The 25,100-nt window shown below is 55.7% G+C and carries 27 protein-coding genes; 13 read left to right on the top strand and 14 right to left on the bottom strand.

Translation table 11 applies throughout. The features are described from left to right. The first annotated feature begins 63 nt into the window (after window positions 1-63). On the top strand, window positions 64-879 hold the full coding sequence (locus AURMO_RS06440; protein ID WP_110234183.1) for an HpcH/HpaI aldolase/citrate lyase family protein: 816 nt from the start codon (window positions 64-66) through the stop codon (window positions 877-879). A gap of 6 nt (window positions 880-885) precedes the next feature. On the opposite strand, the gene AURMO_RS06435 is transcribed toward AURMO_RS06440, so the two are convergent. Continuing rightward, window positions 886-1,119 (bottom strand): putative antibiotic biosynthesis monooxygenase, encoded by a 234-nt coding sequence (locus tag AURMO_RS06435; RefSeq protein ID WP_110234180.1) that lies wholly within the window; start codon window positions 1,117-1,119, stop codon window positions 886-888. An 89-nt stretch (window positions 1,120-1,208) separates the two neighbouring features. On the opposite strand from AURMO_RS06435, the gene AURMO_RS06430 reads away from it, so the two are divergent. From AURMO_RS06430 to AURMO_RS06375, 12 genes are all read left to right on the top strand, one after another. After that, entirely contained in the window at window positions 1,209-1,736 is a 528-nt protein-coding gene (locus tag AURMO_RS06430; RefSeq protein WP_110234178.1) for a hypothetical protein, read from the top strand. 84 nt (window positions 1,737-1,820) lie between these two features. Continuing rightward, window positions 1,821-2,807: a DMT family transporter gene (locus AURMO_RS06425; RefSeq protein ID WP_110234176.1), complete on the top strand. Its 987-nt coding sequence runs from the start codon at window positions 1,821-1,823 to the stop codon at window positions 2,805-2,807. Between the two features lie 33 nt (window positions 2,808-2,840). Further along, window positions 2,841-3,608, top strand: a complete 768-nt coding sequence (locus AURMO_RS06420) for an IclR family transcriptional regulator (protein WP_110234904.1) — start codon at window positions 2,841-2,843, stop codon at window positions 3,606-3,608. A 144-nt stretch (window positions 3,609-3,752) separates the two neighbouring features. Continuing rightward, entirely contained in the window at window positions 3,753-4,979 is a 1,227-nt protein-coding gene (locus AURMO_RS06415) for a cytochrome P450 (RefSeq protein ID WP_110234174.1), read from the top strand. A gap of 9 nt (window positions 4,980-4,988) precedes the next feature. Beyond that, on the top strand, window positions 4,989-6,059 hold the full coding sequence (locus AURMO_RS06410; protein WP_110234172.1) for a PEP/pyruvate-binding domain-containing protein: 1,071 nt from the start codon (window positions 4,989-4,991) through the stop codon (window positions 6,057-6,059). Window positions 6,060-6,164: 105 nt separating this feature from the next. Next, window positions 6,165-7,988, top strand: a complete 1,824-nt coding sequence (locus AURMO_RS06405; RefSeq protein WP_110234903.1) for a PEP-utilizing enzyme — start codon at window positions 6,165-6,167, stop codon at window positions 7,986-7,988. Window positions 7,989-8,013: 25 nt separating this feature from the next. Further along, window positions 8,014-8,727 carry an HD domain-containing protein gene (locus tag AURMO_RS06400; protein ID WP_110234169.1) on the top strand — a complete coding sequence of 238 codons (714 nt, stop codon included), beginning with the start codon at window positions 8,014-8,016 and terminating at the stop codon, window positions 8,725-8,727. After that, window positions 8,727-9,488: an SDR family NAD(P)-dependent oxidoreductase gene (locus AURMO_RS06395; protein ID WP_110234166.1), complete on the top strand. Its 762-nt coding sequence runs from the start codon at window positions 8,727-8,729 to the stop codon at window positions 9,486-9,488. The genes AURMO_RS06400 and AURMO_RS06395 overlap by 1 nt, the downstream gene beginning before the upstream one ends. A 38-nt stretch (window positions 9,489-9,526) precedes the next feature. Then, window positions 9,527-9,847, top strand: a complete 321-nt coding sequence (locus AURMO_RS06390) for a 2Fe-2S iron-sulfur cluster-binding protein (protein ID WP_110234163.1) — start codon at window positions 9,527-9,529, stop codon at window positions 9,845-9,847. 5 nt (window positions 9,848-9,852) lie between these two features. Next, window positions 9,853-11,097 (top strand): NAD(P)/FAD-dependent oxidoreductase, encoded by a 1,245-nt coding sequence (locus AURMO_RS06385; protein WP_110234161.1) that lies wholly within the window; start codon window positions 9,853-9,855, stop codon window positions 11,095-11,097. Between the two features lie 13 nt (window positions 11,098-11,110). Beyond that, on the top strand, window positions 11,111-11,767 hold the full coding sequence (locus tag AURMO_RS06380) for an HD domain-containing protein (RefSeq protein ID WP_204163602.1): 657 nt from the start codon (window positions 11,111-11,113) through the stop codon (window positions 11,765-11,767). Window positions 11,768-11,774: 7 nt separating this feature from the next. Further along, on the top strand, window positions 11,775-13,232 hold the full coding sequence (locus AURMO_RS06375) for an aldehyde dehydrogenase family protein (protein ID WP_110234157.1): 1,458 nt from the start codon (window positions 11,775-11,777) through the stop codon (window positions 13,230-13,232). Window positions 13,233-13,298: 66 nt separating this feature from the next. On the opposite strand, the gene AURMO_RS06370 is transcribed toward AURMO_RS06375, so the two are convergent. The 13 genes from AURMO_RS06370 to AURMO_RS06310 form a co-directional block, all read right to left on the bottom strand. Beyond that, window positions 13,299-14,009 (bottom strand): alpha/beta hydrolase, encoded by a 711-nt coding sequence (locus tag AURMO_RS06370; RefSeq protein WP_110234155.1) that lies wholly within the window; start codon window positions 14,007-14,009, stop codon window positions 13,299-13,301. Continuing rightward, complete coding sequence (locus tag AURMO_RS06365) at window positions 14,006-14,860, bottom strand: class III extradiol dioxygenase subunit beta (RefSeq protein WP_110234153.1); 855 nt, start codon at window positions 14,858-14,860, stop codon at window positions 14,006-14,008. The genes AURMO_RS06370 and AURMO_RS06365 overlap by 4 nt, the downstream gene beginning before the upstream one ends. Continuing rightward, entirely contained in the window at window positions 14,853-15,206 is a 354-nt protein-coding gene (locus tag AURMO_RS06360) for a protocatechuate 3,4-dioxygenase (protein WP_110234151.1), read from the bottom strand. The genes AURMO_RS06365 and AURMO_RS06360 overlap by 8 nt, the downstream gene beginning before the upstream one ends. Next, a complete protein-coding gene (locus AURMO_RS06355; protein ID WP_110234149.1) occupies window positions 15,206-15,481 on the bottom strand; it encodes a muconolactone Delta-isomerase in 276 nt (91 codons plus the stop codon). Before AURMO_RS06355 ends, AURMO_RS06360 begins: the two co-directional genes overlap by 1 nt. A 23-nt stretch (window positions 15,482-15,504) precedes the next feature. Then, window positions 15,505-16,533 carry a 6-phosphofructokinase gene (locus tag AURMO_RS06350; RefSeq protein WP_110234147.1) on the bottom strand — a complete coding sequence of 343 codons (1,029 nt, stop codon included), beginning with the start codon at window positions 16,531-16,533 and terminating at the stop codon, window positions 15,505-15,507. A gap of 71 nt (window positions 16,534-16,604) precedes the next feature. Then, window positions 16,605-17,477, bottom strand: a complete 873-nt coding sequence (locus AURMO_RS06345) for a sugar phosphate isomerase/epimerase family protein (protein ID WP_162532693.1) — start codon at window positions 17,475-17,477, stop codon at window positions 16,605-16,607. Between the two features lie 19 nt (window positions 17,478-17,496). Then, complete coding sequence (locus tag AURMO_RS06340) at window positions 17,497-18,279, bottom strand: SDR family NAD(P)-dependent oxidoreductase (RefSeq protein ID WP_110234143.1); 783 nt, start codon at window positions 18,277-18,279, stop codon at window positions 17,497-17,499. 97 nt (window positions 18,280-18,376) lie between these two features. After that, window positions 18,377-19,354, bottom strand: coding sequence for a sugar ABC transporter substrate-binding protein (locus AURMO_RS06335; RefSeq protein WP_110234141.1), 978 nt, complete (start codon window positions 19,352-19,354; stop codon window positions 18,377-18,379). 87 nt (window positions 19,355-19,441) lie between these two features. Then, window positions 19,442-20,410 carry an ABC transporter permease gene (locus AURMO_RS06330; protein WP_110234139.1) on the bottom strand — a complete coding sequence of 323 codons (969 nt, stop codon included), beginning with the start codon at window positions 20,408-20,410 and terminating at the stop codon, window positions 19,442-19,444. After that, window positions 20,410-21,936 (bottom strand): sugar ABC transporter ATP-binding protein, encoded by a 1,527-nt coding sequence (locus tag AURMO_RS06325; RefSeq protein ID WP_239406810.1) that lies wholly within the window; start codon window positions 21,934-21,936, stop codon window positions 20,410-20,412. Before AURMO_RS06325 ends, AURMO_RS06330 begins: the two co-directional genes overlap by 1 nt. Further along, window positions 21,933-23,003, bottom strand: coding sequence for an alcohol dehydrogenase catalytic domain-containing protein (locus AURMO_RS06320; RefSeq protein WP_110234137.1), 1,071 nt, complete (start codon window positions 23,001-23,003; stop codon window positions 21,933-21,935). The genes AURMO_RS06325 and AURMO_RS06320 overlap by 4 nt, the downstream gene beginning before the upstream one ends. Window positions 23,004-23,042: 39 nt before the next feature. Then, the gene (locus AURMO_RS06315) at window positions 23,043-24,005 is read right to left on the bottom strand and encodes a transketolase family protein (RefSeq protein ID WP_110234135.1); all 963 of its coding nucleotides are present in this window, start codon (window positions 24,003-24,005) and stop codon (window positions 23,043-23,045) included. Then, window positions 24,005-24,883, bottom strand: coding sequence for a transketolase (locus tag AURMO_RS06310; protein ID WP_110234133.1), 879 nt, complete (start codon window positions 24,881-24,883; stop codon window positions 24,005-24,007). The genes AURMO_RS06315 and AURMO_RS06310 overlap by 1 nt, the downstream gene beginning before the upstream one ends. Window positions 24,884-25,100 lie beyond the last annotated feature (217 nt).

Below are 25,100 nucleotides of genomic sequence, written 5' to 3'. Positions count from 1 at the left end.
CAGCGAAACAAGGCATTGCCCACACAGTGAGAGCATTGCCTCGATACCTAATAAGGTGAAGGAATGGTTTCCGCAGAAATTTCCCGCTCCTGGCTGCTTGTCAACGGTTCGCACTCTGAAGAATTCGATGCCGCCGCTGCAACAAAAGCAGATCAGATTGTCCTCGACATTGAGGATGCCGTTGACCCCTCGCAGAAGAGCGCCGCTCGTGACGAGGTCGCCAAGTGGCTAGAAACCAAACAAGCATGGGTTCGCATCAATGACCGCTCCTCGGACTTCTGGTCAGATGACATTGACCAGCTCAGAGATATTCCAGGACTTCTGGGTGTGATGCTCGCCAAGACCGAAGACGGATCTCACGTAACCGAAACTTTTGACCGTCTCGGTGGCAGGACTCGCGTGTTGGCACTCGTGGAGTCAGCGCTGGGTATTGAAGAAGCACGAGAGATTGCGTGCGCTCGCGGTGCTTTCCGCCTCGCCTTTGGAAGCGGCGACTACCGCCGCGACACCGGCACCAGCGTGGAAGATATTGCGATGGCATATCCACGCTCACGCCTGGTTGTGGCCAGCCGTATTGGTAATATTCCTGGCCCCATTGATGGGCCAACGGTTGGTACCAGCTATGGAATTCTTCGCGAAAAGTCTGAACATGCAGTAGCTCTGGGCATGACCGGAAAACTATGTCTTCACCACGACCAGATCCCGGTCATCAACGAAGCCATTAGCCCCACTCAGTCTGACGTTGCCTGGGCGCGCACTTTCTTGGCCGACTTCGAAGCACGCGGTCGCGTGGTTCGTGACGGCAGTGACCTGCCTCGTTTGGGTCGTGCAGAGAAGATTGAGAAGTTGGCTGTCGCCTTCGGCATCAACCCTTCCTAGCCAGTTTTACGTGCTCTTCTTTCTGGTGAGCTTCACATAGAGTCCCAGGAGTCTGGGGACGATGAGGTAAACCGCAAGGGGAACCACAATCAACGTCAAAATCAGTGCCTTGAGTATGGGGTGCATATTCCCCAGAGCTGGCATGAGGAATGTCAGGCCAAGTGCTACCAGGGGAAAAATAGTTAGCCACGTGATGAATGCACGCATGTGGATGAAAACTTGCTGGGGAGGGTGAGCCATTTCTCTAGGCTAGCTCTTATATTTCTCACAGCTGGCTCATAAGAACCCTAGATACGGTGAATACACAACATCCCCTACTGGAGAACATGATGGCTAAGTCCACCCCCGCAACTTTTGATCCTGCTGACGAGCCCAAGGCTTCCGAAGCAGCTACAGCGCCCAAGACTGAAGCAGCAAAGCCTGCTGAAGTAGCTCACGCAACCTACCCAGGTCAGACCCTCGGTATCGTCGCTCTGGTTCTTGCTTTCTTCCTCCCCGTCCCTGCTCTAGCGCTGGGTATCATCGCATGGGTATGGTCCAACAAGGCAAGCAAGAACAACGTTCTTGCCAAGATTGCTGTTGGTGTGAGCGCCGCATTCGCAGTTATCGGAATATTCCTGTTTGGTCTCTGGATCGCACTTGCCGGCGCAGTATTCGGCGGTTTTGACCGTGGTCACGATGGCTTCGAAGGCGGTCCCGTGCAGGTTCATGTCATGCCTGGTCAGGGCGGAATGCAGATGCCCGGTGACATGGATGACATGATGCGCGGACTCGAAGGTGACATTGATGGCATGCAGGGTGGACACATGATGCCCGCACCGTCGGACCTCCCTTCTGCTTCTGCAACAACGAACTAGATCTCCTCAAAGACGAAGTGACCCTGGCCTAACGGCCGGGGTCACTTTCGTTAACAAGCAACAGTTACCGCCTACCCTAGAGATATGACTCACCACACGCATAAGCCGTTGATGGCTGCGTGGGTGGCGATTGCTCTTGCCGTTCTGGCAGGCATTCTGCGCACGAGCCAGGCGCGAATCAACGGTGCCTTTGCTCAGGAGATTCACGACGCTTTCCTCTCTGGTGTGATCAGCTTTGGTTCGGGCTTCCTGATCTTGCTGGTGATCATTTCCTTCAACAAGAAGGGCCAGCAAGGCTGGCGCCAGCTCATGGTTGCTATTCGTTCTGGCGGAATCACACCCTGGTTCACTTTGGCTGGCACCGCAGGTGCCGCCTACGTGCTCTCGCAGACGCTGGTTGTGGGCTTGACCGGTGTCGCCCTCTACACGGTGGCCTTCGTGGCAGGGCTCTCGATGGGTGGCCTGTTCTTAGATCTGTGGGGAATTGGACCTGCGGGCAAGAAGCCCTTGAGCTTCAACCGTGTGGGTGGTGCTGTGCTGGGTATTGCTGCCGTGGCGCTGTCCTTGGTGGGGCACTCCACTGCCGCCTCTGCTCTTCTTCCTTTGCTCTTGCCTCTTATCTGTGGTGTTCTGGTCGCCTGGCAGGACGCCGCGAACGGTCGAATGACCGTCATCGCGGGCACGCCTCTGACCTCCACCTTCCTCAACTTCATGGTGGGAACTGGTGTGCTGTTGATTGCCACGGCATTCCACTCGTTCTCAGTAGGACTGCCTGCTGCTTTGCCGACCCAGCCCTACTTCTATCTCGGTGGCGCCATCGGTGTGGTCTTCATTGGCATTACTGCTGTTGTGGTGCGCGAAATTGGTGTGTTGTTGATGGGGCTGGGTTCTATTGCCGGGCAACTTCTGATGGCCGTCATCTTGGACTTCTTTTTCCCCAGCGCCCAAGTCACGGGCGTGATGATCTTGATTGGTGCCAGTTTGGCGTTCGTGGCAGCTGCGTGGGCTGCCTGGCCCAAGAAGAAGCCGCATGCCCATGTGGCCGAAAGTGTTCCACACTCTGGCGAGTAACATCTCTTACATAAACTCCTCAAGGTGGTGACTGTGGCGAAAGCGCAAAGTGCATCTGCTGACAACAGCAGCGTCACCTCACGTGCCCTTTCGGTGTTATCTGCTTTCGAGAACTCGCCAGGTGCTTTGTCTGTGGCCCGTATCTCTCAACGCTCAGGTTTGCCGCTGTCCACGACCTATCGTCTTGTCCACGAACTGGAAGAGTGGGGCGGCCTCGATAAGACTCCCGACGGCAAATATCAAGTGGGAATGCGGATCTGGGAGCTAGGGCAGTTGGCTGGGCGCCGTTTGCGCGACCGTGCACACCCGTTCTTGCAGGACTTGTTCGATCTCACGCACGAGAACGTACACATGGCAGTGCGGGAGGGGACGCAAACCCTCTACACCGACAAGATTTATGGTTCCAAGAAAGTGCCACTGATTTCACGTGTGGGCGGGCGCTTGCCCCTGCATGCCACGGCCGTCGGCCGTGTGCTGCTGGCAGCCCAGCCTGAATGGTTCATTGAGGCCTACTTCGAACGAGAGCTTGAAGCCCCCACGGCGAAGACCGTCGTGGATCCAGAAGTTCTTCGTGCTGAGGTAGGGGAAGTACAGCGCACGGGCTACTCCATCACTATCGAACAGATGCGTGTGGGGCAGTTCTCACTCGCGTTGCCTGTTGTGGTCGAGGGGCAAACGATTGCTGCAGTCGGCATGGTGCTAGATAAGGGCAAGATCGGTGAGGTCCGTCGTTTGATGCCTTTGCTGCGTGGAACCGTCGAAAGCATCCAGGCTTCGATGTCTGGACGCGCCATTCGCTGAGCGGGAAAGCTCGCGTAACTTCCCCGTCTTTTCGGGGAGAAAGAATTAACTTTGACCCCGATTCTCACTGAGTGAGAAAACTCTCTAGGTGTTTACCTCTAACGGGTCGACTATGAAGATACGCACGTTCAAGGAGGAACGCACATGAGTGCAACAACTCACCACGGATACGAACCTTTCAACATGAAGGATCCTTTCCCTGCTTACGCTGAGCTTCGCCGCGAAGAGCCTGTGATGTTTGATGAGCGCATTGGCTACTACGTCGTCTCTCGATATGACGACGTGAAGGCCACCTTCGAAGACTGGGAGTCTTTCTCTTCCGAGAACGCTCAGGCTCCCGTTCGCCCCATGGGCGCTCCTGCCAAGAAGATCATGGAAGAAGGCGGCTTCACCGCCTACTCAGGACTCTCCGCTCGCGTTCCGCCAGAGCACACGCGCCTGCGCACTGTTGCATCCAAGGCATTCACTCCTCGCCGTTACAAGGTCCTTGAGCCCGCCATCCGCGAAAACGTCGACATCATGATTGACAAGATGCTCGCCGCGGGAGAACCCGGAGACATTCTCAGCGACATCGCCAACGACCTGCCCACCATCACCATCCTGACCTTGTTTGGTGTTCCCATTTCTCGCATTCCCGAAATCAAGAAGTGGTCGGCTAGCCGTGCCTTAATGACGTGGGCAGAGCTCACCGATGAAGAACAGATTCCTCACGCACACAACCTCGTTGAGTATTGGAACTTCTGCCAGGAAGTTGTGGCCAGCAACAAGGCAAACCCCGGACAAGACAACCTCGCTGCAGACCTGTTGAAGCTTCAGGCTGAGGGCAACGACATCTCTGACCACGAAATTGCATCACTGCTGTACTCGATGCTCTTCGCTGGCCACGAAACCACCACCACCTTGATTTCAAACTCACTGCGCATGTTACTGTCGAACCCTGAGACCTACCAAGCTCTCGTGGAAGACCCCGAGAAGATTCCAGGCGCCATTGACGAGGTGCTGCGCATGGCAGGAAGCATTGTGGCTTGGCGTCGCAAGGCAACCCGCGATGCAGAAATCGCCGGAGTCAAGATTCCTGAAGGATCTGGTGTTCTTCTGCTCATGGGCTCGGCAAACCGCGATGCCAGCGTGTTCGAGAACCCCGATGTATTCGACATCGGCCGCGAAAATGCCCGTAACCACATGTCTTTCGGTTACGGCATCCACTTCTGCCTCGGAAACCTCCTTGCGAAACTGCAGGGCAAGGTTGCTCTGGAAGAGATCACTAAGAAAATCCCCACGCTGCGCCTGATGCCAGGAGCAGATATCAACTTCATTGAAAACCTCTCCTTCCGTGTGCCCACGTCGGTGCCCGTTGAATGGACCAAGTAAGGGAAAACCATGGGTAAGTACACCTTCGCTTTTGACAGCACCGAAACCCCCGAGCACGACCGTCTAGGTGGCAAGTGCACCAGCCTGGCCATCATGACCAGCGCCGGTATGCCAGTCCCTCCCGGATTCGCCGTAACCACCGATGCATTCGACGCCGTGATGAACCAGACCACTCTGCGCGATCACATCGTGAAGCACTTGGCGGGTCTTGACCCCAACGATGTTGTGGACGTAGACACTCGTGCAGCACACATCCGCGAGCTCATCATGACTCAGGAAGTTCCTGCTGATGTCCGCGACGAGAGCATCGCCGCCTACAACACCCTGATGGAACTCTGTGGCGGGGAAGTGCCTGTAGCTGTGCGCTCGAGTGCAACCGCTGAAGATCTTCCTGACGCCAGCTTCGCTGGACAGCAGGACACCTACCTGTGGATCATTGGCCAGGAAGCAGTGATGCAGAAGATCCGTGAGTGCTGGGCTTCGCTCTACACCGCACGTGCCATCACCTACCGCATGGCGAACAACATCTCCGATGAGGGCCTGTCCATGGCAGTTGCTGTGCAGAAGATGGTCAACTCCCGCACCTCCGGTGTCGCGATGACCATCGACCCCAGCAACGGTGACAAGTCCAAGATCGTGGTCGACTCCAGCTGGGGTCTCGGCGAGATGGTTGTCTCCGGTGAAGTCACTCCAGATAACTTCCTGATCGACAAAGTCATGATGCACATCATCAACCGCATCATCTCGGACAAGCACGAAGAACTCGTTCCTTCCGGACACGGCACCGTGATCCGCAAGGAAGTTGAGGCAGAGCGCCGCAACAGCCCCAGCCTGAGCGATGAAGAACTCATCCAGGTTGCCACTTTGGCTAAGGCGGCTCACAAGCACTACGGAACAGTTCAGGACATCGAGTGGGCCATCGACGCCGACTTGCCTGCAGGTTCCAACGTTCTCCTTCTGCAAAGCCGCCCCGAAACGGTGTGGTCACAGAAGAAGCAGGAAGTGAAAATCACTTCCACCGGTTCCGGTATTGAAGCGATCACGAAGTCGCTGATGGCTCAAATCGGAGACCGCAAGTAAAGCCTCACCAACAAGGCACCACCTGCACCACAGATCCACCCCCTGTTCCACCAATCTCGACGATGAGAAAGGCACCACCCCATGTTCGGAAAGAAGGCAAAAGCAATGACGCCAAGCGCCGCTCGCAAGAGCTTCGTCTCGCCTTATGACCTGCCAGCACCCAAGGGTGCTGAAGGTTGGCAAGACCTCTACCCATACAACCTCGTCTTCCAGGACAACCTGAAGGACAAGGAAAACTCCAAGTTCTGGTTCTGCGACTCGCAGCACTGGCCCAACGTGTTCAAGCCATTCGAGACCGTCGGTGTCGAGTTCGCCGTTCGCTGCCTCGGTGCGTACAACACTCGCCACTACATCATTCCTCCCGCAAACGGTATTGAGTTCCGCATCCACAACGGCTTCTGCTACATGAGCCCTGTTGCTGTTGCACCTGAGCTCATCGGCGACCGCGTCCCTCACTTCATGGAGCGCGCTGGTTTCTACTTCCAGAACTGGGATTCCCTCCTGGAGAACTGGAAGAAGAAGGTTCTTGCAACCATCGAAGAGATGGACGCTATCAACTTCGAAGCTCTCCCAGACATGGTTGACATCGAGGTCATCACCAGCGGTGCTGGTATTGACCCCACCGCCAAGATGATGGCTGACTACGACCGTCTGATTCAGCTGGCATACAAGAACTGGGAGCACCACTTCGAGTTCCTGAACCTGGGATACGTCGCGTACCTCGACTTCTTCGGCTTCTGCAAGGAATCCTTCCCCGGCATCCCTGACTTGGCTATCGCCAAGATGGTGATGGGTGTGGACTCGGTTCTCTTCCGTCCCGATGACGAGCTCAAGGACCTCGCTGACCTCGCTGTGAAGCACAACCTCACCGCTGTCTTCGCTATGAACCTCGACGCAGCAGGAACCCTTGCTGAACTCGCAGGCTCTGCAGACGGCAAGAAGTGGATTGCTGCATGGGAGAAGGCTCAGGAGCCTTGGTTCAACTACACCAGCGGTAACGGTTTCTACGGTTCTGACGTCTACTGGCGTGACAACCTCGATCTGCCTATGGGTTACATCCAGGACTACGTTGTCCGCGCAGCCAAGGGCGAGCAGCTTCACCGCCCCAAGGATGCACTCATTGCAGAGCGCGACCGTATCACCGGTGAATACGCTGAACTTCTCGACGGCGAAGCCCTCGAGACTTTCAACGGCAAGCTCGGTCTTGCACGCACCGTGTACCCCTACGTAGAAGACCACAACTTCTACATTGAGCACTGGACCATGGGCGTCTTCTGGCGCAAGGTTCGTCAGCTGTCTCGTTTGCTCCACAGCTACGGCTTCTGGACTGAGCCAGATGACATGCTCTACCTGACCCGCGACGAAGTACGTCCCGTACTCTTCGACCTCGCAACCGGTTGGGGTGTTGGCGCTGACTGCATCGCACCTACCTACTGGCCACAGGAGATCGAGCGTCGTCGCAAGATCGTGGACGCCCTGATGACTGCACGCCCCGAGCCTGCATTCAACGAGCCTCCCGCAGAGATCAACGAGCCATTCACCATCATGCTCTGGGGTATCACCACCGAGCAGGTTCAGCAGTGGCTTGGCGGCGACGAGGGCGACCCCAACCAGCTCAAGGGTATGGCAGCATCCCCCGGTGTTGTTGAGGGTAAGGCACGCGTCATCATGGGACCAGAGGAGCTCGACCAGCTCCAGCAAGGTGAAATCCTTGTTGCTCCTGTGACCGCACCTAGCTGGGGACCTGTCTTCGGCAAGATCAGCGCAACGGTGACCGACATCGGTGGAATGATGAGCCACGCGGCTATCGTTTGCCGTGAGTACGGCCTTCCCGCCGTCACCGGTACCGGGTCTGCTTCCACCAAGATCAAGACCGGTATGAAGCTTCGAGTCGATGGCTCGAACGGTACCGTCGAAATCATTGGCTAAGTAAGCAGCCACTAAGGAATAAACCATGTCGACCCCATCCCACTCACCAGTTGTCAATCACCTGGGCCGCGATGTCACCGGAAAGATTCCGGACGCATCGCGAGTCCCCGGGATGATTGAACTGAACGAGCGGGATGGGGCGATTTGGTCCCTTGCGAAGGATTTCCTTCGCACCCGCGATAACGATGCGCACAGCCTCTATGCGTATTCGATCGCACAAGCACTGCTCTCCCAGATTCCTGAAGCTGATGAAAACATCGTGCTTCCCGCAATACTTCTCCACGACACGGGTTGGTCCACGGTCGATGAGCGTTTAGCGCTGGAAGCCATTGCTCCCGGAGCAGATGACTCTCTGCGCCACTTGATCATTCAGCACGAAAAAGAGGGTGCACGCATTGCGCGGGAAATCCTCGAGCAGGTCGGTGTTCCTGAAGAAGACATCGTGCAGATCGTGGACATCATTGATGGCCACGACACTCGTCTGGTCACCATCAACACCAATGACGCCCTGGTTAAGGACTCAGACAAGGTCTGGCGCGTCACTCCTCACGGCCGTCGCGTCGTGATGGACTGGTTTGGCATTGATGCTGAACAATCCCTGCGGTTGTGTGCCTACCGCGCGTATAACGAACTTTTCACTGACCAAGCAAAGGCCATGTCCCGAGTACTTGTGACTACGGCATGCATGGATTTCAGCGAAGAAATTGCTCACACTTACACCCGAGAGGATGTCGCCTAATGGGTGCTTCACCACAGTTTGACGGCAAAGTTGTCATTGTCACCGGCGCAGCCGGTGGCTTAGGTCGTGCCTTTGCTCAGGGGTTCGCTGCCGAAGGCGCCCAGCTCGTTGTGGCCGATATTGACCAGGCAGGCGTGGAAGAAACCGCCTCGATGCTGAATGCATCTGGTGCGAAAGCCATTGCCGTTAAGGTCGATGTCACCAGCAAAGAATCCACGGATGCTCTGGCCCAAGCTGCTCTGGATGCGTTTGGACGTATTGATGTGCTCATCAACAACGCAGCCATCTATGCAACGCTGACCCGCAAGCCCTTCACCGAGATTGACCCTGCAGAATGGGATCGCGTCATGAACGTGAACGTCAAGGGCGCGTGGCTGTGTTCAGCCTCGGTTTATCCCAAGATGGCTCAGCCTGGTGGTCGCATTGTGAACATTGCCTCCGCAACTGTCTTCAGCGGTTCGCCACTGTGGATGCACTACGTCGCGTCCAAGGGCGCCGTGATCGGCATGACCCGTGTGATGGCTCGTGAAGTGGGCCCACAGGGCGTCACCGTCAATGCCATTGCTCCAGGATTTACCCTGACTGAAGCCAGCTTGAGCCTGATGGAAGACGCCGAGACCTATGGCGTGGACCGCGGTGCTATCAAGCGTGCCAGCCAGCCCGAAGACATCGTGGGAACCGCTATTTTCCTTGCCGGCGAACAGTCCGGTTACATCACCGGCCAGACCCTCGTGGTCGATGGCGGCAAGCAATTCATCTAAAACTTTTCAGAGACAGAAACATAAAACAGGAGAGACACATGCCGAACGTAACTTACATTTCCCCCGACGGAACTGAGACCACCCTCGAAGCTCGTGACGGTGATTCCGTCATGGAAATCGCTGTGAAGAACGGCGTCAAGGGCATCGTTGCTGAATGTGGTGGAGCATGCTCCTGCGCAACCTGCCACGTCTATGTTGATGAGGCTTTCGTTGGTGCTGCCGGCGAAGTTTCTGACCTCGAAGATGACATGCTCGACGGTGCTGAGTCCGAGCGTCTCCCCGTTTCTCGCCTGTCCTGCCAGATCAAGATGTGTGCAGAGCTCGACGGCCTCAAGGTTCGAATCGCTCCCAAGCAGTAGTCATCATGAAGGAAAAGATTCTCATCATCGGTGCCGGACAAGCCGGCATGCAAATAGCCTCGTCGCTGCGCGACGAAGGCTATGTCGGTGATGTCACCATTGTGGGTGAGGAAGCATATGCTCCCTACCAGCGCCCACCACTATCGAAGGCATATCTTGCCGGCGAGATGGATGAAGAATCTTTGGAGTTCCGCAACGAACACTTCTATGTTGAAAACAACATTGGCGTGGTCACCGGTGAACAGATTGTGCACGTGGAGTTTGGTCCTGGCGGCGGAATTGCTAAGGGTAGCTCGGGCAAAACATACGAGTTCGACAGGCTCGCTTTGACTCCGGGTGCAGATCCTCGCAAGCTCAAGGTTGATGGTGCAGATCTAGATGGTGTGCTCTACATGCGCCACCTCGACGATGCCAAAGAGCTCAAGCAGCGCTGGGATTCCATCAACAATGTCGTCGTTCTTGGCGGTGGCTTCATTGGTCTTGAAGTAGCTGCTGTCGCACAAAAAGCGGGCAAGAACGTTACCGTCTTGCAGTCCGGCACTCGCCTGATGGGCCGTGCAGTGTCACCCATTGTTAGCGACTTTTACAAGGCAGCTCACGAAAAGCGTGGCACTACCGTTCACCTCAACGCTCAGGTTTCACACCTCATTGGAGATGCCGGCAAAGTCACAGGTGTTCAGCTGGCTGATGGTTCTGTCGTTCCTGCTGACATCGTCATGGTGGGTATCGGCGTGACCGCTCGCGGTGAACTCGCTGACCAGCTCGCTCTCGAGATGGAAGACGGCGTCATCGTGGTGAACGAATATGCCGAGACCTCCAACCCCAACGTGGTGGCTGCCGGTGACGCCGTGATTTTGCCTCACCCGCTGGGCCACGAAGGCACTGTTCGTTTGGAATCAGTGCAGAACGCAGTGGACCAAGCCAAGATTGCCGCCAAGACTCTGATGGGTCAGCGCGAGGCATATCGTGCTGTTCCGTGGTTCTGGTCAGACCAAGCAGATTTGAAGCTCCAAATTGCTGGGCTCTCCTCCGGATATGACCAGACCGTGATTCGTGGTGATCAGGCCGCGGACAAGTTCTCCGTTCTCTATTACAAGAACGGTTCCCTGTTGGCCATCGACGCTGTCAACGACGTCAGTGATTACATGGCCGTTCGCCGCGCACTCAATGCAGGGGCAAACATCCCTGCTGATGCGGCAGCAGACTCCTCCATTCCTCTCAAAACGCTCATTACGGGCGGGGAAGCGTAAAAGAAAAATGACTATGGAATACACGCATGTCCTCGGTGACATCCCCACTCTGGCTAACGGAGCAAGCCCACGTGGCGAATGGGAAAACCTCGACGCCGTCTGGGTGGCCGTTCGCCCCTACCTGCGCACCCGCGCTAACGACATTCACTTGCCGCTGTCCTTCAACTTTGCCGAGTTGCTGCTGGATCACCACCCCGAGGCAGATTCACTCGTGACACGTCTGGCAATCCTTCTCCACGACACTGGCTGGGCTCGCGTTGACGAAGACCGCATCATCTCCGAGGGTTTCCGGAGCGAAAACGCGATGCAGTCAGACGTTCGTGTTCTGCATGAAATTGAAGGATGCAACATTGCCCGCGAGGTCTTGCCTCCACTCGGATATAGCGAAGAAGTTGTCGAAGCTGTCTGCAAGATCATTGACGGTCACGACACTGACCCCAATCATGACGGCATCGAAGATGCCATCATGCGTGATGCTGATCGCCTGTGGCGCTTCCAGCCCACCGGTATGGCCTTCTCGGCTCTCTGGTTTGGCAAGACTCCTCAAGAGATTCGCCTGCGCTTAGAGGACACCATCTATGGCCAGCTAATCACCCCCGAAGCACGTGCCATTGCAGAAGTAGAGCTTGCCCGCTCTATTGAACTGCTCAAGCTCGACGTCATTCAGTAAGGACATCATGACCACGCTCGAGGAATACCACGACGATAACTTCATCAACGGTGACTGGGTAAAGTCTCGCTCCGACAAAAAGATCGAGATTGTTGATCCTTCCACCGAAGAAATTTGGGGAGCTGTCCCCGCCTCTAACGTTGAGGACATTGACGCTGCCGTTCAGGCGGCCTCGCGCGCATTCCGCGGCACCGGCTGGAGTGACATCGGGGCACCAGCTCGTGCTGCCATGATGATTCGCCTGGCCGAAGAGTTTGAAGCCCGCGCAGAGCGTCTGGCGATGATCATCACCAGCGAAAACGGTACCGGTATCACCGAAACCCGTCAGGCTGCCGGTCACGCGGGCAAGCTTCTGCGCTACTACGCAGGCCTTGCCGACTACGTCGACCAGATCGACCAGCGTCCTTTCCCTGGCGTGGAAGACCAGTTCACTGAGGTGGTTCGCCAGCCTCGTGGTGTGGCAGCACTCATTGCGCCCTGGAACTTCCCTGTTGCACTTGTCATGGTCAAGCTCGCTCCAGCACTCATCGCTGGCTGCACCGTCGTGATCAAGCCTGCCTCGGAGACTCCACTGGATCTGCGCATTCTGATGGAATCAGCACAGGCTGCTGGAATTCCTGAAGGTGTTCTCAACCTCATCACCTGTGGCCGCGATGTCGTCGGCGCACTAGTGGAGCACCCACTCGTGGCCAAGGTTGCTTTCACCGGTTCCACTGGTGTGGGACGCCTTCTCGCTGAGCAGTGCGGACGCCTCTTACGCCCTGTCACCCTTGAGCTTGGTGGAAAGTCCGCAAGCATCGTGCTTCCGGATGCCAACCTGGACTACTTTGCCTCGATGCTCAACCGCACCTGCTTGCGCAACACGGGACAGACCTGCTACAACTCCACTCGCATCTTGGCTCCTCGCTCCATCTACAACGATGTTGTCGATGCTGTTGCGACCGTGGTGGGCAACACCGTTATCGGTGACCCCTTCGACCCTGCAACGGTTTACGGTCCCTCTGCATCGAAGAAGCAGGCCGCCACTGTTGCCGACTACATCCGTATTGGTCAAGAAGAAGGCGCACGTGTTGCTGTGGGTGGATCGGGAATGCCAGAGGGTATTACCCGTGGTTACTACAACAAGCCCACTGTCTTTGCTGATGTGAACAACCAGATGCGTGTGGCACGGGAAGAGATATTTGGCCCTGTCCTCGTGGTCATTCCTTTTGAGGATGAAAACGACGCCGTCAACATTGCCAATGATTCTCCCTTTGGTTTAGGTGGCTCGATCTTCACGGAAGATCCCAACCATGGTGCTGAATTGGCTCGTCGTATTGAGTCAGGTTCGGTTGGTATCAACTTCTATGGTTCTAACCTGGCTGCCCCATTTGGTGGCTGGAAAGACTCCGGCATCGGTATGGAATATGGCCCTGAGGCCATTGGTGCATACACGCGCATGAAGTCCATTCACCGCAAGCGCTAGAAACACTTAAAGTTCGAAACCCCCATCCTGCTGGTCTGGGGGCCTCGAAGTTTGTAGCGCTCGTACTCAGTGCCTAGCGTCAATCTCAAGGAGCATCTCGAGGAGTTCCTTGGGTGCAGTGACCATAGCCTCATGGCAGGTGGCCAACTCATAAGTGGGCCAGCCCTTGGCAGCTGCACGCTCCGCAAAGCGCGTGAAGACACGCATCCAGTCCACGCACTCGATATAGACGCCGGCAACTGACTCTGAGGCCTCAGTGAGCACAATGTTCTCCCAGTAAGTGCCAAAGGGCTGTGGCGTCAGGCGTGGGGTGAGCCAGTCAATGTCAGCCTGGTCGGTCACGCCAAGCTTCTCGAGTGAACGTGGTGGGATCATCCAACCGAAGCCGGGACCCTTGACTGCTTCTCGGTAGTGGGAAGCAGGGACATCAGGGAGGATGTCGATGGCTGCTTCGCCGTTTTCGGGCAGGAAGCCGTCGAGGTGAACGCGCAGGCGTAGGCGTTCTGGGCGTTGCTCTGCAACGCCACTAATCACCATGCCGGCGTAGCTGTGGCCGACGAGAACCACATCTGTGAGGTCCTCAGCGTCGAGCATGCGCACGATGTCCTCAACGTGGGTGCTCAGGTTCACCGAAGGTGAAATGAGGTGGGCGCGGTCACTGAGACCGGTGAGGGACGGGGTGAAGACAGTGTGGCCTGCGGCACGTAGCTGGGGGGCTACGCGACCCCAGCACCAGCCGCCGTGCCATGCGCCGTGAACGAGGACAAATGTGGTCATGAGGGGCTCTCCGAGTTCTCAAACAGGGCTAACGCTGCTGCGGTATTAGATGCAGGGACGTGGTAGGTCTCCGTAATACGAGTAATGCTGGAATTCATGGCACCGCGCATGACGAGCCACATAATCAATTCAATGCCTTCGGAGCCTGCTTCACGGATATATTCCTCACGTGAAATCTGGGTTAGGGCTTGGGGGTCAGTTTGAATCTTCTCCAAGAACATCCGGTCGAAAGTTTCATTAATCAACCCGGCGCGTTCACCAGAGAGCTGATGAGACATGCCACCAGTGCCGAAGATAGCGACCTTAATGTTGTCGGGGTAGGACTGAATGGCTCGACCAATGGCCTGGCCGAGGGCGTAGCAGCGCTTGGCGGTCGGCTGCGGGTATTGCAGTACGTTCACCAAAACCGGAATGACGGGACAGGGCCACGCATCTCCTGGCTCAGGTGTGTAGACAGATAAAGGTACGGTCAAGCCGTGATCCACTTGGAGTTGGTTGGCCACAGTGATATCAAATTCTTCATCAATCAACGACTCCACTAAGTGGGTGGCTAAGTCAGGGTGTCCTAAAACTGGTGGAACGGGGCGAGGTCCCCATCCTTCGTCTGCGACGGGGAAGTGGGATGCGGTGCCAATCGCGAAAGTGGGCATCAAATCCAGGTCGATGGCGTTGGCGTGGTCGTTATAAACAATCAACACAACGTCAGGGGTGTGGTGCGCCATCCAATCACGAGCGGGCTGGTAGCCGTCAAAGAGGGGGCTCCAGTAGTCGTCGTGGGTCTTTGCGTTGTCCATGGCGGCGCCAATGGAGGGAACGTGGCTGGTGGCCAGGCCCCAGATAATCTCAGCCAAAGTGTCGACCTCCTGCTTTGAGCTCAGCAATGAACTCTTCGGTGCTCATGCCGGTGAAGATCCCGCCCAGATACTGGACAGACTTCTTATCTAGTTGTGCCAGTTTGAAGATGTAGAAAATGGATCCACCGAGGTCAAGCATCTTCACCCAGTCACGCTCCAGAATGGCCGTGCGCTGTTCAGGAGTGAGATCAAACTTGTCGCAATAGCCGGCTTCATCATCTTGAAAGAGCTGACGGTTCTCGGCAGAGGTGAATGTGGAACATAGTTTGTTCAGGGCATAACCGCGACGGTTGTCTTCAATGCCGAAAACGTAGGTTCCTTCAACAACAGGTTTACTTGACATCACATCTCCTGAGGATGGGTGGCGAGGGCTTCCACGTCCACATCCATCCAGGGGAACATGGGCAATGAAGCCAGGGCATCATGCAGGGCAGTGGCATCAGGTGCTTCCCACAGCCCCACCACTGCGCGGCGACCAGGTACCCGCCACAGGCGCTTGAGGATGCCCTGCTCGCGCAGTTCCATCGCGCGTGCGCGTTCGATTCCGCGCAGGCGCTCGCGCTCGTCAGCGGTCATGGATTCGGGCTGGTTGATTTCAAATCTGACGAGGAATTCCATTGTGATCTCCTGTGTGTGGGGGATTACCCAAAGAGGGCAGCGGCTTCGTAGTAACGATATTCGGGGACAGACTTGGGTTCCTGGGTTGCCGAGGACAAGCTCACGGTTTCAATGTCTGTTCCCTTGAGAACGACGGTGGAACCCCACTGTTCGTCATGGGCGGCATCAACGGCAGCAATGCCGAGGCGCGTGGCCAGGACACGGTCATAGGCGCTGGGAACACCACCGCGTTGAACGTGACCTAAGGACACGGCACGGGTTTCAATCCCGGTCAATGCTTCGATTTGGGGAGCAAGAATGTCTGCAATGCCGCCCAGGAGGGGACGGTTGAAGGGGTCCAGGCCCTTGTGAGAGTGGGCTTCATCCATCTCTTCGAGGGTGAAGCCTTCAGAGACGACAAATACAGGTGCACTGCCACGGTCGCGGACTTCGAGTGCCCATTCGGCAATCTGTCCCAAGCTGACCGGGTGCTCAGGGATCAAGATGGCATTTGCTCCGGCTGCCATGCCGGCGTGGAGGGCGATCCACCCTGCATAGCGTCCCATGACTTCCACGATGATGCAGCGGTCGTGTGATTCTGCAGTGGTGCGAATACGGTCCAAGGCATCGGTGGCAATCTCCACGGCTGTGGTGAAGCCGAATGAGTAATCCGTTTCCTGAATGTCATTGTCGATTGTCTTGGGCACCCCCACGATGTTGATTCCCTCTTCGGAGAGGCGACGTGCAGCAGTAAGAGTTCCCTCACCGCCAATGGCGATGATGGCGTCAATGCCGTGCTTGAGCATCATGCGCTTGATGTTCTCAGGGCCACCAAAAGGTCCCTCATAGGGGTTGGTGCGAGAGGAACCCAGGATTGTTCCACCCTGGTTAGCGAGGAAGCGCACGTGTTCCTCTGCGAGAGGAATGAAGCTACCCTCCACGACACCGCGCCAGCCGTGCTTGAAGCCGACAAAGTCGAACCCATAAGCCTCTGAGCCTTTGAGTACGATGCCACGAATGACGGCATTCAATCCGGGGCAGTCGCCCCCAGAGGTAAGAATTCCGATCTTCATTGTCGTCTCGTATCTTCGGTCTCAGTGGTCATTAGTGGAGGGAAAGTAAGTCATGTGGTGCGGTTGAATCTTTAGTTCTTGCTGGCGTGCACACCTTGCTCAATGAGCTCAGCCGCCTCCGTGACTAGGGAGAGGCCAGAGGTGTAGGGCTCACGCCAGATAGCCAGAGCATCGCTCACAAATCCGGGAAGAATTGTGCGCGTAAAGGCTTCCACGCCAATAGGTCCTGTGTAGCCGGATTTGAGCGCGTGAGAAACGACAGCAACAGGATCAACAACACCTGTGCTGAGTTTTCCACGTCCTGACTGGCCTAACTCGAGGTATCCCAAGCGAGGAAGGGCGTGCGTAATGGCCGCAAACATGTCTGCTTCTTCAACGGACATGTGGAAGGTGTCGAGGTGAATCTTGAGGTGTTCTGATTCGCTGAGCTCGGCGAAGTCCATGGCCTGAACTGCAGTGTTGATCAGAGACGTTTCGTAACGGTTGAGGACCTCGAAGGTCATGGTCACGCCACGATCATGAGCGTATTCGGCAGCCTTGCCCACTTCGCGGGCGGCGCGGGCAAAGTACCCGGAAGGTGCTGGCGCATCTGGCTTACCAAATACTCCGTAGGGAACTCCGTTCATTTGGGTTCCGCCCAAGGCAACCGTGAGATCCACCGTGGCCTTCATGGCTGCCAGGCCAGCCGCGCGAACATCAGCGTCTTCTGAGCCCACAGACGTCTCGGGAGACTGTCCACCGAAGATGGTGATGGGCGAGAGGCCACGCTCAGCAAAGAGTTGCTTGATGGCGGGTGCGTCAGGAGTTGCAGGATCCATGGGGCCTAACACCACGTGGGTGTAGCCCAGGTTTTTGAGGGAATCGAGGGAGCTGGGGAGAGCCTCAGGTGATGCATCACCAATGAGGACATTGATCAGGCATGCCACGGGGTTCGCGGAAGTCATGAGGCTCTCCTTGGCTCTACTAGAACGAGGGCAGGTCGAAGCGCTGCTTGAAAGCGGAGTAGCCATCATCAACGTGAACAACAGTTCCGTTGATGGCATTGGCTTCATCCGATGCCAAGAAGGCGACGGTGTCTGCAATTTCTTCAGGCAGGGTGAGCTTGTTGCGCATCTGCTCAGATGCGAACAGAGTCTTGAGCTCGTCACTGAACTGGTTGATGATCGGTGTTCCCACACGGCCAGGAGTGATGGCGACGGCACGGACACCATACTCAGCCAGTTCGTATGCTGCTGAACGAGTGAACGAAATGACCGCTGCTTTTGCTGCGCTGTAGGAGAAGGCCAGCTCTGCTGCCTGCTCGCCATAGATCGAGGAGGTGCTGATGATGACACCACCGGTGCCCTGGTCACGGAACTGACGACCTGCAGCCAGGATGCCGTAGTAGACACCGTCCTGGTCAACGCGGATCATGGGCATGTAGTCGACCTCGGGGTCGTGATCCAGCAGTGGCTTACCGCCAGCAATACCGGCGTTGTTGAAGATGATGTCGAGCTTGCCGAATGTCTTCACGGCGAGTGCCACGACTGCTTCGACCTCTTTATAGATAGAGACATTGACCTGACCAGCTGCGGTCGCGCCGGGGAAGCCCAGGGCGTCGATTTCTGCAACAGCTGCCTCAGCCTGAGCGAGGTTGATGTCGGCAATGAGAACCTTTGCGCCTTCGCGCACAAACTTTTTGACGGTCGCGAGACCGATACCGCTAGCTCCACCAGTAATAATGGCGACTTTGCCTTCTAAACGCATGAGTTGAACTTTCTAAGAAATGGTGGTTGGTGAGGAGTTGGTGAGGGGTGCAGTGGGGGCGGGGGACTGTCCCGCCCCCACTGCTAGTGGATGAGCTTTACAGCTTGTCCGAAGGGGTGATCTTTGCTGCGTTGACCTTGTCAACCAGGGTGGTACCCACGGTCTCGAAGTTCGAGGATGGCAGAGATCCGGTCTTCTGGAATTCGAGCATGTAGCCGATAACGGTTTCCAAGATCGAAGGCCAAGGCTGTTCGATGGTTGCGAGGAATGCGCCCTCAGCCTGGATTTCAGCAATAGCTTCGCTGGTTGCGTCAACACCAGTTACCTTGGCGGAAGAACCTGCCTCGGTGATGGCCTTGGATGCACCCAGTGCTGCGTCATCCCAACCAACCCAAACAGCGTCCAGGCCGTTAGGGTTTGCTGCCAGGTAGTCAGCTACGAGTGCAAGTGCCTCGGTGCGACCGGTTGCAGGAGACTGTACCTGCTGGATTTCGCCACCAGCAAGGTTTGCTCCAGCTGCCTTGAAAGCGTCGAATGCAAGTCCGGAACGCTCACGAATACCAGCGTGTGGGTCGTGACCGATAACCATGATGTTCTTGCCCTTGAGGCCACCGAGCTGAGTAGAGAGCGCTTCGACGGTGCTGTCCACGATGCCCTGCTGGTCAGTGGTGACGTTGATTGCAAATGCATCGGTAGGTTCAACACCACTGTCCATTGCGAAGATGGGGATTCCAGCGTCAGCAGCGGCAGCAGTAATTGAGCTGATGGATGCGTAGTCGGTGTAACCATCAAAAATTGCGTCTGCACCCTGTGCAATTGCACTTTCAACAGCTGGGTTCATCTTCTGGAAGTCGAAGTCACCTTGAATCATGGTGAGTTCCCAACCAAGCTCTTCAGCCTTGGCAGTAACTGCCTTGACCCACCAAGCACCAACAGGTGTCTGGTTTCCGGAGGTGAAGGCAATAACCTTGAAAGGCTTGTCTTCGGCTTCGCCACCGCCTGATGCGGCGCAACCGGTCAAAGCAAGTGCTGCGACAGCAGCCATTGCGACCAGTAACTTGAACTTGTTACGCATTACATACTCCTTTGTTGTGATTGCGATTGTTTCTAGGGTTACCGAGAAGGCTTGAGCCAACCCAGGTTTCACGTGAGAAATAGCGAGCTATCTCTCACGAGTCTTGAGGCCTGACAGTGTCACTGCCAGAATGATGATCACGCCGGTGACCACCTGCTGAACGTAGGCATTGACGCCCAGGATGTTGAGTCCATTGCTCATCACGCCGATGATTCCCACGCCGACCATGGTGCCTCCGAGGTTTGACATACCTGACTTGATGACGGTCATGCCTAGGAAGACGGCGGCAACAGATAGAAGCGTGTTGTCGCTACCTTGTACTGCGCTGGCACTGCCAAGTCGGGCTGCAAGCAGCACACCGCCAAATGCGGCAACGACACCTGCGATGGTGAATGCCATGAGTCGAGCACGACGAACCTTGACGCCAGAAAGACGTGAAACTTCTACGTTTCCACCAATGGCGTGCCAGCTTCGACCAATTGTGGTGAATTTCAGCAGGGCCCAAATCAGCACGGAAACCACAATCGCGAAGTAGACAGGAAGGGGAACATTGAAAATCTTTCCCTGTCCTAGTTCGTTGAATTCTGCAGGGAAGTTGAAGAGTGTGGTTCCTTCAGTCACGATGAATGCCACACCGATGACCGAGGTCATGGTGGCCAGTGTTGCAACGAACGCAGACAGGTTGAGATAGGCAATGAGGACACCATTGATGAGGCCGACAATCAAACCAACTACTAGTGCTGCTGCTATGGCAACAGGGACTGGTGTGCCCCCAATCATGAGCGCGCCAGCGACAGCACCGGCAAGTGTAGAAGTTGCCCCAACAGATAGGTCGAAGTCGCCCAAAACCATCACAATTGTTTGAGCGCCGGCAATGATGGCCAGGATGGACACCTGATACATAATGTTCTTCACGTTGACAAAGGTGAGGAAGATGTCAGGCCTCATAGCAAAGAAGAATCCAATAAGGACAATCAGTGCAATAACTGTTCCGCCCTGGAGAAGAGTCCTACCGATTGCGGTTCCAGTAATACGTCCGGTACTGGTTTTCGTCATTATTTTGTTGCCTTTCCGTAGCAGTAGGACAGAAGAAGTTCGTCGTTCGCGATGTCAGCTTGGACCTCGCCTGAAATATGGCCTTCGTGCATGATGAGAATTCGGTCGCTCATCCCGATGAGTTCAGGTAACTCTGAACTCACTGCGATGATGGTTGTGCCACCGGCAGCAAGCTCGCGGATAAGGCGATAGATTTCTGCCTTTGTTCCCACATCAATACCTCGGGTGGGCTCATCCATCAGCAGAACCTTGGGCTTCCGGGCCAACATCTTGGCCAGAACGACCTTTTGTTGGTTTCCGCCCGACAGCTGGCCAACTGTTTGACGTTGATTGCGTGCCTTGATCTGCAGGTTTTTGATCCCGTTCTCGGTTAGAGAGGTGATCTTGTTTCCCGAAACGAGGCCTAACGAGCTCACGGCAGGGATATTGGCAAGCGCAATGTTGTCACGAATGGATGCGCTCAAAATCACGCCCTGACTGCGGCGTTCTTCTGGTACCAACGCGATTCCAGCATCGAGTGCACGGTTCACTCCAGGTGAGCCGGGAAGTTCAACATCACCAATTGTGACGACTCCGGACGTGTGCTTTTGCGCGCCAGCAAGGATGCGGAGCAACTCGCTACGACCTGATCCGGCAAGACCGCCAATTCCGAGAACTTCACCCTTGTGGGCAGAAAAGCTGATGTCTTTGACTCGCCGACCATTGACACCCTCAACAGTGAGCGCAATTTCTGTTGTTGCCGTGCCGCGTTCAGGGTACAGCTCGCCCGCGTCACGACCCACCATGGTGGAGATGACTTCGTCAATGTTGGAGTCAGAAACGTTTTTCGAAATGATTGTCTCGCCGTTACGCATGATGGTGAGGCGGTCACACAGCTCGAAGACTTCTTCCAGGCGGTGTGAGACATAAATAATGGCCACACCCTGGTCGCGCAACTTGCGGAGCACGGCAAAGAGATCTCTGATTTCGGTGTCCGTCAACGATGCGGTGGGCTCATCCAAAATGAGCACACGAGCATCAGTTGCCAGCGCGCGAGCAAAGGCGACCATCGTCTGCTGCACCGGAGAGAGCTCCCCAGCGAGCTTGTTGAGGGGAATCTTTTGGTTCAGGCGGTCAAGTTGCTCCTGTGCTCTCTTTCGAAGTGCGGACCATTGGACGAAGCCTGCCTTGCTGGGGGTTTGCTCGCCCAACAAGATATTTTCGGCAACGCTAATTGAGGGGATGATGGAGAGCTCCTGGTAGAGAGCCACAATTCCTGCCGCATTAGCCATGCGAACACTACTGAATTCAACAGGGTCACCATTGCGTCGGATTTCACCAGAATCTGGGGCATAAATACCGGTGATGACCTTGACCAATGTGGACTTACCCGCACCGTTTTCGCCCAAGAGTGCGTGGATTTCACCGGTCTTGACCGATAGATTGACCCCACTCAGGGCGTGCACGCCGTCAAAGTGTTTGAAAATGTTGTGCGCCTCAATTGCGTAAGGTGCTTCCATCTTTTCGGAGGTAGTTACCGCATTCATGAGTTACCTCCGTTGTCGTCGAGATCATTACACCGGATAACAACCTTGGGAAACTTGCCGCTGATGTGGACTTCGAACGCATCCGCAGCATTTTCCAGATCGATAACAGACTGTGTGAGCTCATCAAGATTCAGGTGAGGAAGAATCTGCAGAGCACGAGGGAAAGTGTAAGGAGAGATGAAGACACCTGTGAGGGTGAGCTCCTTAAGGTAGAGATAGTCCGAAAGGTTCAGGGGCATCTCGAAGTCATGAGGATACATAGCCCCGTAGATAACCGTTCCGCCCTTGGCAGCAATGTCCAGAAGACCCTGGACTGCACGAGGAGAACCGGACGCGTCAATGACGATGTCGTATCCACGACCACCGGTGATCTCTTTGGTGCGCTCACCCTGGTTCTCAGTGATGGGGTCGATGACAAAATCTGCACCGTGACGCAGAGCCATCTCACGGCGTTCTGCGATGGGCTCAATGAGTGTTAGAGAAGTAGCACCATTCATCTTCATCATTTGAAGAGCGAGTTGACCGATGGGGCCACCGCCACAGATGGCTACACGGTCACCAACACGGATGTTGGTCTTATCGGCAATACGCACTGCAACTGAGGTGGGCTCGAGCAAGCAGCCCTTGAGCAGGCTGACGTTGTCAGGGAGCTTGTAGACCTGTGATTCGTGCCAGGTCACCGTCTCGGCCATGCCGGGACGGTTGTAATCCTGAATGAATTCACAGAACTGCTGCTGACCATCGCGGCAGGGGCCGCAGGTTCCGCAGAAACGAAGGAAGTTACCGGCTACGCGGTCTCCCACCTTGAGGCCAGTGCGGGTAGCGCGCTCGCCGAGTGCTTCGATGACGCCTGAGATCTCATGTCCGAGGCCAATGGGGACGTCAGTCCCGAAGAAGCCTTCAGCCAGGTGAGGGTCTGAACCACAGATAGCAGCGTAGGCGACCCGAACGCGAACATCCTCAGGGCCGAGGGGCTGTTCAGGGAAATCGACAACCCCGATGACGCCACGAGTTTCCTCGTTGGTGTCCCGCAGGCTCCCGATCTTGGTGACCGCTACTGTCTTCATCAAAATTCTCCGTTGAATGAGTGATTGTTTGGGTGCGAACTACTTAGTAGCTAACACTCGCATGATTGCGCTGATAGTTGAAGTGAGGCCGTAACCGTATTTATCGCGAAGCTCTTCATCGCCACCGAATCCGGCGTAAACCTGGGGGATACCCAGGCGCTCGAAGGCAGTGAGATTGATGCTGCGGTCGACGAGGACATCAGCAATGCGCGATGCCAGACCGCCATATGCCAGGTGATCCTCGAGAACAACGAAGCGTCCGCCTGTTTCCTTTGCGCAGCGCTCAATGAGGTCTGCGTCAATGGGCTTGAGGGTGAACATGTCGACGACGCGGATGGAGTGACCCAGTGCGCCAAGGGTTTCAGCGGCTTCCAGTGCCTGAGCAACGGTGGTGCCGTGGGTAAAGATGGTGGCGTCGTAGCCATCGCGAGCAACAATGCCCTTACCGATTTGGATGTCGTGCTGACCGGGTTCGTAGAGAACCATGTCGGACTTACCGACACCCAAGCGGATGTAGATCGGGCCAGACATCTTCATGGACTGGCGAAGAATGTCACCAGCCATCAGAGGGTCAGCGATCGAGGTCACTGTCATGTTGGTGAGCGCACACATCAGTGCGAGGTCCTCAACGGCGTAGTGAGTGGATCCACCATTACCAACCAAACCACCGTGAGTACCAATGATCTTCACGGGGAGGTTGGGGTAACAGACGTCGGAGCGAATTTGCTCCAACGCACGCATACTCAGGAAGGGCAACATTCCGGAGACAACCGGAATGTTTCCTTCGTATGCCAGACCTGCAGCAACACCAATGCTGACTTGCTCCGCGATACCGACATCGATGAAGCGGTCTGGGTAAAGGGAACGGAACTCACCGAGGGTAGCTCCGATTTCTGGAGTGATAGTCCAGAGGTTGTTGTATTCGCCACCGAGCTCAGCAAGAGTAGACCCAATAACTGAACGGGCTGAAAGCCATTCGCCGAATGTAAATGTAACGGGCATTATGCCGACACCACCTTACGTGTGGACTCGAGAGCGGCCATCGCTCGTTCTAAATCAGCTGCGCCTAACGAGCCAGCGTGCCAGGCGATGTTGCGCTCCATGAAGTCGACGCCCTTACCCTTAATGGTTTCGCAGATTACGACGGTGGGACGCGTGCTGTCAGAGCTAGGCAGGTTATCAATGATGTTGACTAGGTCCTGCATGTTGTGGCCGTCTACCGAAACGACATTCCAGCCAAAGGATGCCCACTTGCCCAGGTATGGCTCGAGAACAACTCGATCTTCGCTGAAGCTAGTCATGAGTTGGTGGTTACGGTCCACGAAAGCAACGAGGTTCCCGAGCTGACTGCTCCGAGCCGCCATGGCTGCTTCCCAGACGGAACCTTCACCCGTCTCGCCGTCACCGAGGACGCAGAAGACGCGGTGCTTCTCTCCCTTCTGACGAGCGCTCTTAGCCATACCTACAGCAATGGGGAGGCCATGACCCAGAGATCCGGTTGAAGCCTCAACGCCGCGAAGCTGAACCTTGCATGGGTGCATGCCGTAGGCGCTACCAAGCTGTCCGTATGTGGCGACAATGTCTTCGAAGTCAAAGAAGCCACGCATTGCCATGCTGATATACATGCACACTGCGGCGTGGCCCTTACTCAAGATGAAACGGTCTCGGTTGGGGTTAGAGATGTCATTGGGGTCTACATTCAGGCCGTAGTGGTACAGCGCGGTGAGCATGTCAGCAAGGGACAAATCACCACCAATGTGGACTGCGCCTTCGTATGTTCCGCAAAGGTAAAGAAGCTTCTCGCGAAGCTCGTACGCCAGGTCCTCGAGCTCAGCGACCGTGTGCTTTGGTTCGCTGCTGAGTGAAATTGATGTACTCATCAGGTGCCTCCTCGTTGATGACCCTGGTTGGTGATCTCTGTTTAGAGATCAAAGTTTCGGTGAATCAACTCCATCTAACTGGGTTGATGTGATGACAGTAACACGAATCCTGTTTACACATAAACAAGATTTTCAAGAACGTTATCATTTTGTTGTTTACTTGTAAACATAATGTTATGAAAACTTGTTTACAAGTAAACCGGTTTTACTTTAGGCT

Source organism: Aurantimicrobium photophilum (assembly GCF_003194085.1).
Classification (GTDB): Bacteria; Actinomycetota; Actinomycetes; order Actinomycetales; family Microbacteriaceae; genus Aurantimicrobium; species Aurantimicrobium photophilum.
The sequence above is the reverse complement of the archived record's forward strand: the minus strand, read 5'-3'. Positions and strand labels throughout refer to the sequence as shown.

What these genes read in the sequence shown, in the direction of transcription:
- AURMO_RS06390 (WP_110234163.1), top strand. Translation starts at nt 9,527, where the DNA reads ATGCCGAACGTAACTTACATTTCCCCCGACGGAACTGAGACCACCCTC.
- AURMO_RS06370 (WP_110234155.1), bottom strand. Translation starts at nt 14,009, where the DNA reads ATGACCACATTTGTCCTCGTTCACGGCGCATGGCACGGCGGCTGGTGC.
- AURMO_RS06425 (WP_110234176.1), top strand. Translation starts at nt 1,821, where the DNA reads ATGACTCACCACACGCATAAGCCGTTGATGGCTGCGTGGGTGGCGATT.
- AURMO_RS06320 (WP_110234137.1), bottom strand. Translation starts at nt 23,003, where the DNA reads ATGAAGACAGTAGCGGTCACCAAGATCGGGAGCCTGCGGGACACCAAC.
- AURMO_RS06360 (WP_110234151.1), bottom strand. Translation starts at nt 15,206, where the DNA reads ATGTCAAGTAAACCTGTTGTTGAAGGAACCTACGTTTTCGGCATTGAA.
- AURMO_RS06395 (WP_110234166.1), top strand. Translation starts at nt 8,727, where the DNA reads ATGGGTGCTTCACCACAGTTTGACGGCAAAGTTGTCATTGTCACCGGC.
- AURMO_RS06440 (WP_110234183.1), top strand. Translation starts at nt 64, where the DNA reads ATGGTTTCCGCAGAAATTTCCCGCTCCTGGCTGCTTGTCAACGGTTCG.
- AURMO_RS06380 (WP_204163602.1), top strand. Translation starts at nt 11,111, where the DNA reads ATGGAATACACGCATGTCCTCGGTGACATCCCCACTCTGGCTAACGGA.
- AURMO_RS06405 (WP_110234903.1), top strand. Translation starts at nt 6,165, where the DNA reads ATGACGCCAAGCGCCGCTCGCAAGAGCTTCGTCTCGCCTTATGACCTG.
- AURMO_RS06415 (WP_110234174.1), top strand. Translation starts at nt 3,753, where the DNA reads ATGAGTGCAACAACTCACCACGGATACGAACCTTTCAACATGAAGGAT.
- AURMO_RS06330 (WP_110234139.1), bottom strand. Translation starts at nt 20,410, where the DNA reads ATGACGAAAACCAGTACCGGACGTATTACTGGAACCGCAATCGGTAGG.
- AURMO_RS06385 (WP_110234161.1), top strand. Translation starts at nt 9,853, where the DNA reads ATGAAGGAAAAGATTCTCATCATCGGTGCCGGACAAGCCGGCATGCAA.
- AURMO_RS06410 (WP_110234172.1), top strand. Translation starts at nt 4,989, where the DNA reads ATGGGTAAGTACACCTTCGCTTTTGACAGCACCGAAACCCCCGAGCAC.
- AURMO_RS06335 (WP_110234141.1), bottom strand. Translation starts at nt 19,354, where the DNA reads ATGCGTAACAAGTTCAAGTTACTGGTCGCAATGGCTGCTGTCGCAGCA.
- AURMO_RS06340 (WP_110234143.1), bottom strand. Translation starts at nt 18,279, where the DNA reads ATGCGTTTAGAAGGCAAAGTCGCCATTATTACTGGTGGAGCTAGCGGT.
- AURMO_RS06355 (WP_110234149.1), bottom strand. Translation starts at nt 15,481, where the DNA reads ATGGAATTCCTCGTCAGATTTGAAATCAACCAGCCCGAATCCATGACC.
- AURMO_RS06310 (WP_110234133.1), bottom strand. Translation starts at nt 24,883, where the DNA reads ATGAGTACATCAATTTCACTCAGCAGCGAACCAAAGCACACGGTCGCT.
- AURMO_RS06345 (WP_162532693.1), bottom strand. Translation starts at nt 17,477, where the DNA reads ATGACTTCCGCGAACCCCGTGGCATGCCTGATCAATGTCCTCATTGGT.
- AURMO_RS06325 (WP_239406810.1), bottom strand. Translation starts at nt 21,936, where the DNA reads ATGAATGCGGTAACTACCTCCGAAAAGATGGAAGCACCTTACGCAATT.
- AURMO_RS06430 (WP_110234178.1), top strand. Translation starts at nt 1,209, where the DNA reads ATGGCTAAGTCCACCCCCGCAACTTTTGATCCTGCTGACGAGCCCAAG.
- AURMO_RS06435 (WP_110234180.1), bottom strand. Translation starts at nt 1,119, where the DNA reads ATGGCTCACCCTCCCCAGCAAGTTTTCATCCACATGCGTGCATTCATC.
- AURMO_RS06375 (WP_110234157.1), top strand. Translation starts at nt 11,775, where the DNA reads ATGACCACGCTCGAGGAATACCACGACGATAACTTCATCAACGGTGAC.
- AURMO_RS06400 (WP_110234169.1), top strand. Translation starts at nt 8,014, where the DNA reads ATGTCGACCCCATCCCACTCACCAGTTGTCAATCACCTGGGCCGCGAT.
- AURMO_RS06350 (WP_110234147.1), bottom strand. Translation starts at nt 16,533, where the DNA reads ATGAAGATCGGAATTCTTACCTCTGGGGGCGACTGCCCCGGATTGAAT.
- AURMO_RS06315 (WP_110234135.1), bottom strand. Translation starts at nt 24,005, where the DNA reads ATGCCCGTTACATTTACATTCGGCGAATGGCTTTCAGCCCGTTCAGTT.